The following is a 14,967-nucleotide window of genomic DNA, read 5'->3' on the forward strand; positions in this document are numbered from 1 at the left end:
CTTGATGACATTAACGGTAAAGGATCCTCCCGATGAAAATGAAAACCTCCGCGCTGGCGTTGCTGGCGGCGATGACGCTGGCCGGTTGCAGCGCGCACAGCACAACGTCAGCACAATCTGCTGTTCAGGCACAAACCCCTGCCGCTGCGCAACTGCCAGCCAATGTGCAAAAACGCGAGCTGGCAAGCGGGCTGTATGAAATGGCACTCAGCCCGCAGGGCGACGCACTGTATGTTTCCAGCGCTGAAGGCTTCAAAGATGTGCAGGGCGGGGTGGTCTACAAACTGGATCCGGCAACGCTGAAAACCCTCGGCGCGACGCATACCGATCTGAAAAACTTCGGCATGGCGATCTCCCCGGATGGCAAAACAGTGTATGTCACCAATTCCCTCGACGGTGGCGTGAGCGCTATCGACACCAGTAACGGCAAAGTGTTGTCCCGCACTCTGTTCACTGAACGCAACGAAAAAGGATTACCGTACGGCGCGCGCGAAATCCTGCTGCACAACGGCACGCTGTATGTCGGCGCGGTTGCCGATCCGGCGCTGGTCTGGGTGGTTGACGCGAAAACCATGAAGGTGAAAGCGCGCATTAAAAACGCGGGCAAATGGGTGACCGGCCTGCACTGGTCTGAGCAAACTCAACGCCTGTACGTCGCCAACGGCGGCGGTGAAATCCTCGTGGTGAACCCGCGCAACAACCGTATTGAACAGCGCTGGAAACCGCTCGGCGACAAACCTGCGCTGCTGCTGAATATTGCTGAAGATAACGATACCGGCCGCCTGTTTGTGACCGATAACTCCAAAGCTAAAACCACGCTGGTGCTGGATATCCACAGCGGCAAAGTACTGAAACAACTGGATGTCGGCGATTCGCTGGCGGTGAAATTCAACCCGAAACGCCACGAAATTTACATCACACAGCGTGAAGCCGGCAAAGTGCTGAGCCTTGATGCGACCAGCTACGCGGTGAAACAGCGCTGGGATCTGCCGCCGAACCCGAACAGCCTACTGCTCTCTGCTGACGGCCAGACGCTGTATGTCACCGTGAAACAGGCGTTCAACAAAGATCACTCCACCAACGGACCGGACAGCGTTGTTCGCATCGGTCTGAATAAGTGACCAACCCGGCCCGGTAACGGGCCGTTTTTCCACACACTTCGATACATGAGTCGATGATGAATAACAGCAAAAATAACGCTTCACCTTTGCGCAAGACCTTGCTTGCGCTGGCTATTGGCGCTGCCGCCCATTCTGCACACGCAGCGACGACGGATACCAACACCAGCCAGACCAAAGAAGATACCATCGTTGTGCAGTCCACCGCGGGCAGCGATTTCAAACCCGGCGGCGACGCGCTGGTGCCGGCTTATCTTGATGGACAAGTTGCCTATGGCGGCCGTCTTGGCATGCTTGGCGAACAAAAAGCGATGGATGTCCCGTTTAACGTCATCGGTTATACGTCGAAGATGGTGCAGGATCAGCAGGCGAAAACCATTGCCGATGTGGTCAGCAATGATGCCGGCGTCCAGGTGGGACAGGGTTACGGCAACATGGCGGAAACGTACCGTATTCGTGGCTTCAAATTGGATGGCGACGATATGCTGATGGGCGGCCTGGCCGGTATTGTGCCGCGCCAGGTTGTCGACACCCAAATGCTCGATCGCGTGGAAATCTTCAAAGGGGCGAACTCCCTGATGAACGGCGCGGCCTCCTCCGGCGTTGGCGGCATGATTAACCTCGAACCCAAACACGCGGAAGATACGCCGCTTACCCGTGTCGGTGTGGATTACTCCTCCCGTTCGCAAGTGGGCGGTTCGCTGGATGTCGGCCGTCGTTTTGGCGATAACAACCAGTTCGGCGTGCGCGTGAACCTGCTGGATCGTGAAGGGGAATCGACGGTAAAAGACGACAAGCGTCGTACCACCGCGGCCTCGATTGGCCTGGATTATCGCGGCGATCGCTTACGCAGCTCGCTGGATCTCGGCTACCAGAAGAAAACCTTCCATGGCGGCTCCATGGGCGTGAATGTCAGCGCCATTGATTTCATTCCTGACGTGCCGAGTAACAGCAAGAACTACAGCCAGAAATGGGCTTACAGCAATATTGAAAACGAATTCGGGCTGGCGCGTGCCGAGTACGATTTGACCGATATCTGGACCGCCTATGCGGCCTTCGGTGGCCAACACTCTCATGAAGAGGGGGTTTATGGTGCGCCGAAAGTGACGGACGCCGACGGTAACGCGACCATCGGCCGCCTTGATACCAACCGTATCAGCGATTCCTGGAGCGGTATGGCCGGGATGCGCGGTAACTTCAATACCGGTTTTGTGTCCCATAAAGTGAACGTCGGTTATTCCGCCAGCGTCAAGCAGGACAAAATAGCCTGGCGGATGTCGTCCAATAATCCAAGCGTCAACATCTATAACAACTCGGCTGTCGCAATGCCGGACACCACCTATTTTGGCGGTAATTACACCGACCCACTGACCACCGGGCGCAACCGCGCTCAGGGCTGGTTGCTGAGCGATACGCTGGGCGTGCTGGATGACACGCTGCTGTTCACGGCGGGCGCGCGTTACCAGAAAGTGTGGGTTCACAGCTACAGCAACTCCACCGGCGAGGAAGACAGGACTTCCCGCTTTATTGAAGATCGCTGGATGCCAACCTACGGCGTGGTTTACAAACCGTGGGAAGTGGTTTCGTTCTACGCGAACCACACCGAAGCGCTGCAACCGGGTAGCACCGCGCCAGAAGGGGCGGCTAACCAGTATCAGACCACCGGTATCGCGCACTCTAAACAGAATGAAGTGGGCGTGAAAACCGACTTTGGTCGCGTTGGCGGTACGTTGTCGCTGTTTGAAATTAAGAAACCGTCCGCCATTCAAAACAGCGATACCAACATTTACGAACTCAGTGGCGAGCAGCGTAACCGCGGTATTGAACTGGGTCTCTTTGGCGAACCGATGCTTGGCCTGCGTCTGAACGGCAGTGCGACCTGGATCGATGCCGAGATGACCAAAACCGAAGATGGCGTCAACCAGGGTAAAAAACCGATCGGTGTGGCGAATTTCTACTCGGTACTGGGCGCAGAATATGACATCAAACCGATTGATGGCCTGACGGCGACGGCGAAGATCAACCACACCGGCTCGCAGTATGCGAACTCTGCCAACACCAAGAAACTCAGCAGTTACACCACGCTGGATTTGGGCGTGCGTTACCGTACGCACCTGAATGCCGGGGAGAACGAAATGGTGTGGCGTGTCGGTGTTGATAACGTCACCAATAAAAGATATTGGGCCAGCGTTGAAGACAACGGCACCTATATTTACCAGGGTGATGGTCGTGAGCTGAAAGTGTCGATGAATTACGACTTCTAAGGTCTGTGCCAGGGATGGCGTATGGATGTTTGATTGCCGGATAAGGCGTTAGCCGCCATCCGGCGATGGGGCACGGCATTTCGTTTCTATACAATTACGCTCAACAAATACGCAGCGGATCGGTTACACTTCCGGCACAGAAAATCCACATGACAGGAGGTTTATATGCTGGAAAAACTGCGCACTCGCGAAGGCAAAAAATTCATTATCGCGGTCATTATCGTTTTTCTGATCGCCGTTAGCGTTATCTCGAAAGTGACTTTCGAAGGGGTTGAAGATCAATACAACCTGCCGATGGAATCATGGACGACATCAATGTTCATTATGCAAGGCGCCTGGGTCGCCATTTATAGCCTGATGTTTACCATCATCGGTTCGTTGCCCTTTGCGTTCTACTTCCTCGGCCCGAAAGACGATCGCGGTTAATACACGTTCAAGTTGCTACCTGCCGTTTCGTTTCTTGCCAGCCCTCACCTGAGATGTTAAAAGGTGCCCCTTTGATTGAAACCACAAAGGGGAAGGACGTGAAAAACGCGTCACAGGCCGCGGGTAGCATCACCGAGGCCGCGTCGGGAGCAGCGCCGACATTACAACGGGGATTGAAAAACCGTCATATCCAATTGATTGCCTTGGGCGGTGCGATTGGCACAGGGCTTTTCCTTGGCATCGGGCCAGCGATTCAGATGGCCGGACCTGCTGTATTACTCGGCTACGGCATTGCCGGGATTATCGCGTTTCTAATTATGCGCCAGCTTGGCGAAATGGTCGTTGAAGAGCCGGTATCCGGTTCGTTTTCCCATTTTGCCTATAAATACTGGGGGCCGTTTGCGGGTTTCCTCTCCGGCTGGAATTACTGGGCCATGTTTGTGCTGGTAGGCATGGCGGAACTGACCGCCGCTGGCATCTACATGCAGTACTGGTTCCCGGAAGTCCCTACGTGGATCTGGGCTGCCGCTTTCTTTGTCATCATCAACGCCATCAACCTTGTTAACGTGCGCCTGTATGGCGAAACTGAGTTCTGGTTTGCGCTGATCAAAGTGCTGGCGATTATCGGCATGATCGGCTTTGGCCTGTGGATGTTGTTTACCGACCACGGCGGCGAACGCGCCAGCTTCGATAACCTTTGGCGCTACAACGGTTTCTTCGCCACCGGCTGGCATGGGTTGATCCTGTCGCTGGCGGTGATCATGTTCTCTTTCGGCGGCCTGGAATTGATTGGCATCACCGCGGCGGAAGCCAGCGAGCCGCAAACCACCATTCCAAAAGCGGTTAACCAGGTGGTCTATCGCATTCTGCTGTTTTACATCGGTTCATTAGTGGTGCTGCTGGCGCTCTATCCGTGGATCGATGTCAAAGCCAACAGTAGCCCATTTGTGATGATTTTCCACGAACTGGACAGCAACCTGGTGGCTTCTGCACTGAACTTTGTGATTCTTGTCGCGTCGCTGTCGGTGTATAACAGCGGAGTCTATTCCAACAGCCGCATGCTGTTTGGCCTGTCAGTGCAGGGGAATGCGCCGGCGTTTCTGACGCGCGTTAGCCGCCGTGGCGTGCCGGTCAATTCTCTGTTCCTTTCCGCCGCAATCACGTCGCTGGTGGTACTGGTGAACTACCTGCTACCGCAGAAAGCATTCGGCATGCTGATGGCTTTGGTCGTCGCGACGCTGCTGCTGAACTGGATCATGATCTCCCTGGCACACCTCAAATTCCGTGCGGCGATGCGCCGTAAAGGGCGCGATCCGCAGTTCAAAGCGCTGATTTTTCCGGTGGGCAACTACTTGTGCATCGGCTTTATGATGTTGATTTTGGTGTTGATGTGCACGATGGAAGATATGCGTCTGTCGGCGGTGCTGCTGCCGGTGTGGATTGTGTTCCTCTTCATAGCGTTCAAGCTGCTGCGCCGCAAACCGCGACGCGCATAACGGCAACACATTTTCCGCGCGAATGCTTTAACTTTCAGGCATCATGTCACATTCAATTACGCCAGCCGTCCGCGCTGGCGTTTTTATTGTTCTGGGAGCCTTGCTATGACCCGGCAACGACAAGCCGATTTACTTCTGGTTCTGACCACGCTTATTGCCGCCTGCGGCTGGATTTTCTCGCGCGAAGCGATTGCCGGAATGCCAGTATTTGCCTTTCTCGGGCTGCGCTTTTTTGGCGCCGCGCTGGTGTTGCTGCCTTTTTGCCGTGGGCAGCGCATACCGCTGGAAAAAATCCGCCAGGTGATCATCAGCGGCCTGTGGATGGCGCTCAATCTCTGTCTGTGGATTTGGTCGGTCTCTACCACGCCGTCGCTGGGCGAAGGCGCGTTTATCATGAGTTTGTCGATGTTGTTTGTGCCGCTGGTGGCCTGGGGCATGATGAACGTGCGCCCGGCGCGCGCTTACTGGGAGTGTTTGCCGGTGGCGATTGTCGGGCTGGCGCTGCTGAGCCTGCACACGCCGATTACCTTTCATGCCAGCCAGGGTTGGTTTTTGCTGACCGCGTTTGTCCAGTCGATCAATTTCTGTTACACCAGCCGCGTAGCCCGGGAAGTGCCGTTGCTGCCGCTGACCACGGTGCAATTGGCCATCACCGGTATCGCCGGGCTGGCGATTTCCGCGCTGTTTGAAAGCTGGACGCAGCCGTTTACCTCTTCGACCCTGATGTGGCTGGTGGCGAGTATTTTCATCGCCACCAGTTTGCGTTTTGCCCTGCAATTGCAGGGACAAAAGTATGCCGCCGTCGCCAGCGCCGCCATCATTATGGTGCTTGAACCCTTGCTGACGGTGATCGCTGCCTCCATCTGGTACGGCGAACGGCTGCCGCTGCAAAAAATCCTCGGCGGCGTGTTGATTTTGCTGGCGCAAATTTGGTTCCGCTGGCGCATGATCGTGCGCTTGCCGTTAAAGCCATAGCGTCAGGAATTCGCTGTGCAACGGGGCGCCAACTGTTGGCGGGCGCAAATCGCCGCGGCGGCAAGGGCCAGCATCATCAGCACTTCGGTTGCCAGAAAACCGCTGAGTGCCGCGCTGTAGTCGCCTTGCGATTGGCCGACAAGATGCAAGAACAAGCCGCCGAGCACCGCCGGGCCAAGGCCGAGCGTCGCCTGTTGCAATGTGCTCAGCAGCGCGCTGCCTGCGCCCGCATCTTGCGTTGTGATATCGCGCATCCCGATACGGTAGAAACTGTTGACTATCAACGCCTGGCCATAGCCGATCAGCGCGGTCGACGGCGCTAATGCCAGCGCACCGACCGTTTGCCCGGAGAGCTGCAGCGTGACGATTAACGCCAGCAACCCCGCGACCTGGATCGCCAGCCCGCTCAGCAAAATTGTGCGCGTGCTGTAGCGACCAATCAATTTTGGCGCGTACCACGCCGAGACAAAATAGGCGACGCCGAGGGCGACAAAACTGTTCCCGGACTGGTACGGTGTCATGCCCATTCCCGCCTGTAATGTCAGCGCCATACAGAACATGAAGCCGGACCAGGCGCTAAAAAACAGCAATGCAATCAACAAACCAAAACGGATGCTGTGCAGCTTGAGCAGCCGCGGTGGCAAGAGCGGCATCAAACCGGCACGTTGTTGCTTGACGGCGCTGCGGCGCATCCACAACGCCAGCGGGAACAGCGCCAGCAGCGCGGCTTGTGTTTCCCACGGCCAGTGTAATTCCGGGCCAAGCGCCAGCGGAAACAGCAGGCAGCAAAGAATCAGCGCCAGCGCGACTGTGCCTTGCCAGTCAATGCGTGTGCGGGTTTCACTGCGCGTTTCCGGCACATAGCGGCGGCTAAGTCCGAGCACCAGCAGGCAAATTGGCACGTTGATAAAAAAGGCGTTACGCCAGCCTAACCCGGCGATATCCGCCGACACCAGCCAGCCGCCGCCCATCTGACCAATGATAAACGCCACGCCGCCAATGCCGCCGTACAGGCTGATGGCGCGGGCGTGCGCGGTGCCTTTTAGCGTGACATGCAGAGTGGCGAGGATTTGTGGCACGATCAGCGCCGCGCCCATGCCTTGCAGCGTTCGCGCGGCAAGCAGGGCGGATACCGAATTTGCCAGCCCGCAGAGCAGGGACGCGATGCCAAACAGCGCGACGCCCCAGAGAAAAACGCGTCTGCGCCCGAGGTTATCGCCCAGCTTGCTGCCCATCGCCAGGCAGACGGCAAAGGCTACGCCGTACAGCGCGACAATCAGCGCTAATTGGGTAGCGGAAGTGTGTAAAGAAAGCGTGATGGAATCGAGCGCCACATTGGTAATGGAGGTGTCGATCAGCGGCAGCATCTGCCCGGTAAGCAGAAGTATCAGGCCTGCCCGGCCCGGAGAAACAGCAGACGTATTCATGGTAACTCCATTGCGTCATTCATCAGATGGACGTAGCATCGCTTAACGGAAAAACGGGTACCAGTTCTTGCCTATACTGGTACTGGCACTACCATGCTGGGGGTTTTATGACGTTGATGACCGAAAAGCCGCCTGAACTGGCGATCCTCGATGAGAACCGCAAACAGCTCGGCGCATTTTTGCGCGCGCGGCGGGAAAGCCTCGATCCGCAGCGTCTGGGATTACCGCGTAGCGGACGGCGACGTACACCGGGACTCAGACGCGAAGAAGTCGCGCTGCTGGCGGATGTCGGCGTCACCTGGTACACCTGGCTTGAACAGGGCAGGGATGTGAACCCTTCCGCCAACGTTTTGCAGGCAATTGCCAACGCTTTGCAATGCTCGCCTACCGAAACGCGTCACCTGTTTTTGCTCGCCGGGTTAACGCCCGCCGAAGCGCTGAATATTCCGCAATGTGAAGGGATCAGCGAAGGGACGCGACGCCTGCTGGATAGCCTGGTGCCGCACCCGGCCAGCATCCAGAAATCGAATTTCGATATTGTGGCGTGGAACGTGGCATTTGAGCGCCTGATGGGTGTGAAATTTGCCGAGATCCCCGAAGAAGAGCGCAATTGTATTTATCTCTATCTGACGCATCCGCAATGGCGTATCCGCCTTGGGCATGACGAGTCCGTGCTCTACACGTTTGTGGCTTATTTCCGCGCGGCGATGGCGGAGCACCGGGGCGATACGAAGTGGGAAGCGAAGCTGGCGCGCTTTTGTGCCGCCTCAGCAGAGTTTGAAACGTTGTGGCACAAGCACTATGACGTGCGCGGCGTGGAAAATAAGGTGAAGTTTTTTACCCATCCGCAAATTGGCGAGCTTTCACTCCAGCAGATGTACTGGTTCTCCGCACCGCGCAACGGCTCGCGGCTCGTGGTGTATATGCCGATCGATGAGCAGGGCGAGCAGGCGTTGAGCTGGCTGGCGGAAAACGCTTAAGGGCGCAGGCGCTTTTGATCTTTGCGCGGCAGGCCGTCCACCACGCGATCCCAGGACTCCTGAATCAGGAAAGCGAGCAGCGATTCGTCAATTTCATTGCCCGCAAAAACCGAAATCCAGTGCTTTTTGTTCATGTGATACCCCGGCTCAATGCTGGGGTAGATTTGCTGATTAAGCAGAGATTTTTGCGGTTCGGCTTTTATCGTCACCATCGGCCTGCCGTGCGCGGTGGTGGTCATCATAAAAATCTTACCGCAGACTTTGAACACGTCATGTTCCGGACCGAAAGGCCAGCAGTGCTCGGTAAACGGTAGCGTTAGCGCGATGCGGTGCGCGCTGGCCTGCAAGGTTTTACTGTCCATCTTTTTCCGCATCCGCCAGTGCGCGCCACATGGCCTCAAAACCGAGGCGCTTAATGTCTTTGGTGCGGGCAGGTTCGCGGCCAGCGAACGTGATGGTGGTATCCGCCAGCGTCAGGAAAATCGCGTCGCCAAAGGGCGCAAATTCACCGGAGAGAAAAATCGGCAGCACCGAGCGGTGGCACAGTTCATGCAGCTCAGGAAAAATGTCGTTAACTTGTTGTTTGGTTTCAGCGGTCAGTTTTTCACTAACGGCAATCTGGCGCACCGCGTGGTGGCCGTTGGGGTGGCGAATGCCCCAGTCGATATAGCTGTCCCAAATCGAATGGGTATGCTCTTTCGGATCGGTATTGGAACGATCGAGATTCTCCAGCATGGTGCCGCAGAGATCGGTCTTTAAATGCAGGTAAAGCGCGTTTAGCAGATCGTCTTTGGTGGCGAAGTAACGAAACAGCGTCCCTTCCGCAACACCCGCATTGCGGGCAATTAACGCGGTGGAGGCGGCGATCCCCGATTGGGCGATAGCTTCAGTTGCCGCTTCCAGTAACGCCAGTTTTTTATCTTCACTCTTTGGACGAGCCACTACACTTTTCCTCTCGCTGCGTAAAAACCACGATTGAATCATGCCCTCTCAGGCGCTGCAACGTCGAATGTCAAAGAACGAAAAATCATCTTGACGGTTTGGCGTTCGTTTCTATAATGAGTGCTTACTCACTCATAATCAAGATCAATGAGTATCGTCTCCACGGAAGGGATCGATTTTATCGGGTCAGGATATGAAACCTCTTATTCTCAGCGTGGTTCTTGTTATGCTCGTTGCGTCTGCCGCAAGCTTCCCCTTTGTTTTAAATGCCGGATTCGGCCAGCTCCCGCAGGGCGAGCAACTTAACGAAGTTGAAAAATCACCGCATTACCGTGATGGCAAGTTTCATAACGCCTTGCCGACGCCTGGCTTTACCGGCAAGAAAAATATGCTGGCGGCGTGGTGGAATTTCCTGTTCACCAAACGTGAAAACACGCGCCCACAGCAGCCGTTACCGATGGTGCAGACCGATCTCGCCAGCTTGCCGGTCGAGCAGGATACGCTGGTGTGGATGGGGCATTCATCGTGGTATTTGCACCTGGCGGGTAAACGCATTTTGATTGATCCGGTGCTCAGTAATTACGCCGCACCGTTCTCATTTCTCAATAAAGCGTTTGCCGGTAACGAGGCCTGGACGGCTGAAAGCATGCCGGAAATCGACCTGCTGATTATTTCTCATGATCATTACGATCACCTGGATCACGCCACCATCAAGGCGTTAATGCCAAAAATCAAACGCGTTATTACGCCGCTTGGCGTCGGTTCACACCTGCGTTATTGGGGGATGGATCCGGCGATTATCGACGAAGCTGACTGGCAGCAAAAGGTGCCGGTGAGCGATGACTTGATGGTGCATGTTTTGCCTGCGCGTCACTTTTCCGGGCGCGGTTTGAAGCGTAACCAAACGCTGTGGGCCAGTTTTATGTTTGTCTCCGGCCATCGCAAGATTTACTACAGCGGCGATACCGGTTACGGCCCGCATTTCAAAGCGATCGGCGAGCAGTTTGGCGCCGTCGATCTCGCCATTATGGAGAATGGACAGTACGACGAGGACTGGAAATACATTCATATGATGCCGGAGCAGTCTGCTCAGGCGGCGCAGGAACTTAACGCACGCGCGGTACTGCCGGGCCACGCTGGGCGATTTGTGTTGGCAAAACACACCTGGGACGATCCGTACAAACGGCTGGCGGCAGCAAGCCGTGACAAGTCATTCCGATTACTGACACCGAGACTGGGCGAACCCGTTTTTGCGGCTGACAATGCGCAAGAATTCAGCGCTTGGTGGGAATAAACCCGTTTAACAATCGAAGAGCAGAGGGGGATCGCAGTATGAATATTTCCGCTCAGGTTATCGACACTATCGTCGAGTGGATCGACGACAATCTCCATCAACCATTGCGTATTGATGACATTGCAGCGCATGCGGGCTATTCCAAATGGCACCTGCAACGGCTTTTTCTGCATTACAAAGGGGAGAGCCTTGGCCGTTATATTCGCGAGCGTAAGTTGTCGCTCGCCGCGCGGGATCTACGTAATACTGACCAGAAGGTTTACGACATCTGCCTGAAATATGGCTTTGATTCGCAACAAACCTTTACGCGCATTTTTACCCGCACGTTTAATCAGCCGCCGGGAGCCTATCGGCGAGAAAATCATCAGACCACACATTGAAGTAGGTCATATAAAAAAACCGGCTACAATTAGCCGGTTTTTTCTTCATTAAGGGTTGTTTTTTGCTTGATGCCTAAACGGCTGAGAAAACCGTACAAGCCAACGCGCGCCAAATATACATCAAACTGATGCATTTCATCTGCGGTCATCAGTTGCAGGGTTTTGATGACCCGATGCATTCCGCCGTAGCTAGCGAGATAGGCCGCGGCAGGTTCGGTCAGCGAAGAATAGGAATATTGCTCATGCATCGCGGGCATTTTCATGACGAAGTTCAGTACATCATCCGTCATTAAAATATATCTGGCGCGACCGCCTTTTACGCCGGGCTGGTTTTCCGTTTGCCAGGCATATTTCTTGATCCAACGATTAACAGTCTGCCTGGTCATGCCGGTAAGATTGGCTAACTCTTCGGTCGTCATTTTATCAGGTAGTTTCATAATTTTATTTCTGTTCGCGGATCCCTAAACGTTGCAACAAGCCGGTGATGCCGTCGCGTAATAACAATGAAGAGAGCAGAGTTTGCTCCGTGTCTGTCATCTCTTTCACCAGCCTGACAAGCAGCGGCTCAAGCGAGGAGTCGCTGGTAGAAAAGGTGGCTACCGGATGGTCTTCTGTACGTTGTGCACTGCGGATGAATGCACGAACTTGCTCATTCACATGAACCAGGCGGGCTTTTCCTCCCTGTACGCCAGGTCTGGGGGAGGTTACCCAGCCCTCTTTTCGCACCCATTTGTTAATCGTCTGTCGGCTGTATCCTGTAAGAGTTGCTAACTCTTCTGGCGTCATTCGTTCCTTGAGCATGTAATTTCCCGACTGGTTGTAAGGGTAATTAGTGGCTTATGTTATAGCACCATTTTACGAGAAAATGTGACGTGTTTAACTACTGACTGCGACGATGTTCGCAAGGCGATTCAATTGCATGCTTTTTCAGCGATTGATAATTCCGGGGTAATTTTGCCGTTGACACCTGGCAAGGGAATTCATATTATGCCGCCCGTCAACACGACACGCTTTATGCAATGGGGCTATAGCTCAGCTGGGAGAGCGCTTGCATGGCATGCAAGAGGTCAGCGGTTCGATCCCGCTTAGCTCCACCAAATTCCGAACCCAACGGCGTTGGTGCGTAAAGTAAAATTGTGGGGCTATAGCTCAGCTGGGAGAGCGCTTGCATGGCATGCAAGAGGTCAGCGGTTCGATCCCGCTTAGCTCCACCAACTTTCAAACCCTCGCGTTTACGCGGGGGTTTTTTGTTTCTGCGTTATTTATCCCTTCTGTAAGAATATTCATATTTTTCATTACAAAGTATTCGCCAGGTAAAGGCACAGTAATGAAAGGTGCTTGCCGTTCCGATAACTTGATTCGCCCGGAAAATAAACCTATTATTTATGGTACTTATTTTCACATGCCAGGATGCCATAATTTTTTTGATGAAAGACAGAAAATACAGTTACGTGAGGAAGTTTGTGCTTGCGTTAATTCTGTGCCTGGTGGCGATTCCTGTTTCACGATTTATTTCACCGAGTACTATTGTTGATGCCAGCAATGTTTACCTCGCCTGGTTACCATTAAGCGTAACGCTGGCAATTATTTTATTATTTGGCCGACATGGAATCCTGCCGGTTATCATTGGCTTTGCCTTGATTAACGAGAGTTTTTTACGTTTACCCGCTGCCGAAGCGGCAGTGTTATTATTCTGCCAGTTGTTTTCGGTATTGCTGATGTGCGCCATCGTGCGCTGGCGGCTTGGCTCGCGCTGGCGCCACGGGATTCCCAACAAAGATATGGGCGTGCGCATCCTGTGGTTGGCATTTATTGCCCCAGTGGGAATTAAAGTGTCAATGTATATCGCCGGAGCGTGGCTAAACTACCCAATACATTTATCAAGTTTCTTTGGTAATGGAACAATAATATATTCCATTATCGATATTCAGAGTTTGATTTGTGCCGCATTGATTTTTACCATGATTATCTATTATCCATTACGGATGATTCTTAATCCTCGTTTTGCCAGGACATTCTGGCGGCGCAGCGTTACACCTTGTTTAACCAGAAAAAAACGTTTATTTACCCTTGTTTGGATGGCGACATTAATTGCCACGGTTATTATTTTATGCGCACCTTTTAAATCCGATATTGTTGCAGGTTATCTGGTTCCGGTTATTTTTGTTATCTTCACTTTTGGTATCAGCAAGTTGACACCTTCGCTGATTACATTAAGTTGGCCTATATCCGCTTTTATGCTGCTGGCCTATAACAACAATTTTTTCCATGGCGTACGTTCTGATTACTCGCTGGCGTTCGTGATGTCGGTGCTGATCTGCTTCACCATTAACATGCTGTATATGACGCGCGTTTTTAGCCGCAGCCAGTGGCTGAAACAGCGCTGGCAGGCGCAGGCAATGAGCGACCCGCTAACCGGTTTGCCGAATTTGCGTGCGTTGGAAAAACAAATCGAGCAGCAACCGGATTGCGTGGTGTGTTGCTTGCACATGAAAAACCTTGAGTTCCTTAGCCGACATTTCGGCATGATGATGCGCGTGCATGTGAAGCGCAGCGTCACTCAGGCATTACAGCCGCTATTGCATGATGGCGAGCGCTTTTTCCAGTTGCCAGGCAGCGAGTTACTGTTGGTGCTGACCGGGCCGGAAACGCTGGCGCGCTTGCACAATATGTTGGATTACCTGAACAGTCGCCGCATTTACTGGAACAATACCGGGCTGGAAATTGAGTTTGGCGCTTCGTGGGGTGAGTTGCACGGTAGCGGGGAAGCATTGCACCAAACGCTGGGGCAACTAAGTTGGCTTTCGGAACAAGCCTGCGCCGAAAATCAGGTATTGGCGTTAACGAACAGTCTGCAAGTAGTAAACGACCAAACCACCGAGCGCGTATTACTGCTTAATAAAGTCAAAAGGGCGCTGGATGAGGGCGGCATCGTGCTGTATGCGCAGCCCATTGTCGATGCCAACGGCCAGGGTTACCACGAGATCCTGACGCGGCTGGTCAGCGATGGCAACATCATGACGCCTGACCAGTTTATTCCGGTGATTGCGCAGTTTAACCTCGGCGCGCGTTTCGATATGCAAGTGGTTGAAAGCTTATTGCAATGGATGCAGGCGCATCCGCAAGAGGGTAATCGCGCGCGTTACTCGCTAAACCTAATGCCGCTAACGTTGATGCAAAAGCAGTTCTCCGCGCAATTTCTGGCACTTTTTGAACGCTATTCAGTTCCAGCCCACGAAGTGATTATTGAGATCACCGAAGAGCAGGCCTTTTCGAATTCGGAAATCAGCATTCTTAACATCATGCAGTTACGTCAGGCGGGGTTCAAAATCGCTATCGACGACTTTGGTACCGGCTATGCCAACTTTGAACGTCTGAAACGCGTGCAGGCGGACATCATCAAAATCGATGGCTGTTTCGTGCGGGATATTTTGCAGGACAAGCAAGATGCGATGATCGTGAAGGCGATTTGCGAGCTGGCGAAGGCGAAATCCCTGACCGTGGTGGCTGAATTCGTTGAAAACGAGGCGCAGCGAGAAATATTACTCAATGCGGGAGTGGATTATCTACAAGGTTATTTACTCGGGAAGCCGCAGCCATTGGCGGACGCATAAAAAAACCGGGGAAATCCCCGGTTTTGCTTTTTACAGGCTGGGAAAATGGAA

Annotated in this window: 14 protein-coding genes and 2 tRNA genes; 11 read left to right on the plus strand and 5 right to left on the minus strand. The window is 53.8% G+C overall.

All coding sequences use genetic code 11. The features are described from left to right. Window positions 1-32: 32 nt before the first annotated feature. The 5 genes from AAEY27_RS06900 (at window position 33) to AAEY27_RS06920 (ending at window position 6,279) form a co-directional block, all read left to right on the plus strand. Window positions 33-1,121: a YncE family protein gene (locus tag AAEY27_RS06900; RefSeq protein WP_342324158.1), complete on the plus strand. Its 1,089-nt coding sequence runs from the start codon at window positions 33-35 to the stop codon at window positions 1,119-1,121. A 53-nt stretch (window positions 1,122-1,174) separates the two neighbouring features. Next, entirely contained in the window at window positions 1,175-3,382 is a 2,208-nt protein-coding gene (locus AAEY27_RS06905; RefSeq protein ID WP_425294659.1) for a TonB-dependent receptor, read from the plus strand. A 165-nt stretch (window positions 3,383-3,547) separates the two neighbouring features. Then, entirely contained in the window at window positions 3,548-3,808 is a 261-nt protein-coding gene (locus AAEY27_RS06910) for a DUF2534 family protein (protein WP_342324161.1), read from the plus strand. A gap of 98 nt (window positions 3,809-3,906) precedes the next feature. Continuing rightward, window positions 3,907-5,304 carry a phenylalanine transporter gene (pheP, locus tag AAEY27_RS06915; RefSeq protein ID WP_342324162.1) on the plus strand — a complete coding sequence of 466 codons (1,398 nt, stop codon included), beginning with the start codon at window positions 3,907-3,909 and terminating at the stop codon, window positions 5,302-5,304. 105 nt (window positions 5,305-5,409) lie between these two features. Next, entirely contained in the window at window positions 5,410-6,279 is an 870-nt protein-coding gene (locus AAEY27_RS06920; protein WP_342324164.1) for a DMT family transporter, read from the plus strand. A gap of 2 nt (window positions 6,280-6,281) precedes the next feature. On the opposite strand, the gene AAEY27_RS06925 is transcribed toward AAEY27_RS06920, so the two are convergent. Next, window positions 6,282-7,706: an MFS transporter gene (locus tag AAEY27_RS06925; RefSeq protein WP_342324166.1), complete on the minus strand. Its 1,425-nt coding sequence runs from the start codon at window positions 7,704-7,706 to the stop codon at window positions 6,282-6,284. 107 nt (window positions 7,707-7,813) lie between these two features. Between AAEY27_RS06925 and AAEY27_RS06930 the strand changes: the two genes are divergently transcribed. Beyond that, entirely contained in the window at window positions 7,814-8,686 is an 873-nt protein-coding gene (locus AAEY27_RS06930; RefSeq protein ID WP_342324168.1) for a helix-turn-helix transcriptional regulator, read from the plus strand. On the opposite strand, the gene AAEY27_RS06935 is transcribed toward AAEY27_RS06930, so the two are convergent. Further along, entirely contained in the window at window positions 8,683-9,048 is a 366-nt protein-coding gene (locus AAEY27_RS06935; protein WP_342324169.1) for an MmcQ/YjbR family DNA-binding protein, read from the minus strand. The two genes, AAEY27_RS06930 and AAEY27_RS06935, sit on opposite strands and share 4 nt — an antisense overlap. Next, window positions 9,038-9,628: a TetR/AcrR family transcriptional regulator gene (locus tag AAEY27_RS06940; RefSeq protein WP_342324171.1), complete on the minus strand. Its 591-nt coding sequence runs from the start codon at window positions 9,626-9,628 to the stop codon at window positions 9,038-9,040. Before AAEY27_RS06940 ends, AAEY27_RS06935 begins: the two co-directional genes overlap by 11 nt. Before the next feature lie 193 nt (window positions 9,629-9,821). Here AAEY27_RS06940 and AAEY27_RS06945 point away from each other — a divergent pair, with 193 nt between their 5' ends. Then, window positions 9,822-10,922 (plus strand): MBL fold metallo-hydrolase, encoded by a 1,101-nt coding sequence (locus tag AAEY27_RS06945; protein ID WP_342324172.1) that lies wholly within the window; start codon window positions 9,822-9,824, stop codon window positions 10,920-10,922. A gap of 38 nt (window positions 10,923-10,960) precedes the next feature. Beyond that, window positions 10,961-11,302: a RamA family antibiotic efflux transcriptional regulator gene (locus tag AAEY27_RS06950; RefSeq protein ID WP_342324173.1), complete on the plus strand. Its 342-nt coding sequence runs from the start codon at window positions 10,961-10,963 to the stop codon at window positions 11,300-11,302. A gap of 29 nt (window positions 11,303-11,331) precedes the next feature. On the opposite strand, the gene AAEY27_RS06955 is transcribed toward AAEY27_RS06950, so the two are convergent. Further along, on the minus strand, window positions 11,332-11,721 hold the full coding sequence (locus AAEY27_RS06955; RefSeq protein ID WP_342324174.1) for a YfeC-like transcriptional regulator: 390 nt from the start codon (window positions 11,719-11,721) through the stop codon (window positions 11,332-11,334). Window positions 11,722-11,743: 22 nt separating this feature from the next. Continuing rightward, a complete protein-coding gene (locus AAEY27_RS06960) occupies window positions 11,744-12,103 on the minus strand; it encodes a YfeC-like transcriptional regulator (protein ID WP_342324176.1) in 360 nt (119 codons plus the stop codon). 220 nt (window positions 12,104-12,323) lie between these two features. On the opposite strand from AAEY27_RS06960, the gene AAEY27_RS06965 reads away from it, so the two are divergent. The 3 genes from AAEY27_RS06965 (at window position 12,324) to AAEY27_RS06975 (ending at window position 14,916) form a co-directional block, all read left to right on the plus strand. Then, window positions 12,324-12,399: transfer RNA gene (locus AAEY27_RS06965), tRNA-Ala, on the plus strand. A gap of 41 nt (window positions 12,400-12,440) precedes the next feature. After that, window positions 12,441-12,516 (plus strand) — tRNA-Ala (locus AAEY27_RS06970). Between the two features lie 213 nt (window positions 12,517-12,729). Beyond that, window positions 12,730-14,916 carry an EAL domain-containing protein gene (locus tag AAEY27_RS06975; protein ID WP_342324178.1) on the plus strand — a complete coding sequence of 729 codons (2,187 nt, stop codon included), beginning with the start codon at window positions 12,730-12,732 and terminating at the stop codon, window positions 14,914-14,916. Window positions 14,917-14,967: the final 51 nt, after the last annotated feature.

The sequence above is a fragment of the Kosakonia sp. BYX6 genome, assembly GCF_038449125.1.
Taxonomy (GTDB): domain Bacteria; phylum Pseudomonadota; class Gammaproteobacteria; order Enterobacterales; family Enterobacteriaceae; genus Kosakonia; species Kosakonia calanthes.

What these genes read in the sequence shown, in the direction of transcription:
- AAEY27_RS06900 (WP_342324158.1), top strand. Translation starts at nt 33, where the DNA reads ATGAAAATGAAAACCTCCGCGCTGGCGTTGCTGGCGGCGATGACGCTG.
- AAEY27_RS06905 (WP_425294659.1), top strand. Translation starts at nt 1,175, where the DNA reads ATGATGAATAACAGCAAAAATAACGCTTCACCTTTGCGCAAGACCTTG.
- AAEY27_RS06910 (WP_342324161.1), top strand. Translation starts at nt 3,548, where the DNA reads ATGCTGGAAAAACTGCGCACTCGCGAAGGCAAAAAATTCATTATCGCG.
- AAEY27_RS06920 (WP_342324164.1), top strand. Translation starts at nt 5,410, where the DNA reads ATGACCCGGCAACGACAAGCCGATTTACTTCTGGTTCTGACCACGCTT.
- AAEY27_RS06925 (WP_342324166.1), bottom strand. Translation starts at nt 7,706, where the DNA reads ATGAATACGTCTGCTGTTTCTCCGGGCCGGGCAGGCCTGATACTTCTG.
- AAEY27_RS06930 (WP_342324168.1), top strand. Translation starts at nt 7,814, where the DNA reads ATGACGTTGATGACCGAAAAGCCGCCTGAACTGGCGATCCTCGATGAG.
- AAEY27_RS06935 (WP_342324169.1), bottom strand. Translation starts at nt 9,048, where the DNA reads ATGGACAGTAAAACCTTGCAGGCCAGCGCGCACCGCATCGCGCTAACG.
- AAEY27_RS06945 (WP_342324172.1), top strand. Translation starts at nt 9,822, where the DNA reads ATGAAACCTCTTATTCTCAGCGTGGTTCTTGTTATGCTCGTTGCGTCT.
- AAEY27_RS06950 (WP_342324173.1), top strand. Translation starts at nt 10,961, where the DNA reads ATGAATATTTCCGCTCAGGTTATCGACACTATCGTCGAGTGGATCGAC.
- AAEY27_RS06955 (WP_342324174.1), bottom strand. Translation starts at nt 11,721, where the DNA reads ATGACGACCGAAGAGTTAGCCAATCTTACCGGCATGACCAGGCAGACT.
- AAEY27_RS06960 (WP_342324176.1), bottom strand. Translation starts at nt 12,103, where the DNA reads ATGCTCAAGGAACGAATGACGCCAGAAGAGTTAGCAACTCTTACAGGA.
- AAEY27_RS06975 (WP_342324178.1), top strand. Translation starts at nt 12,730, where the DNA reads ATGAAAGACAGAAAATACAGTTACGTGAGGAAGTTTGTGCTTGCGTTA.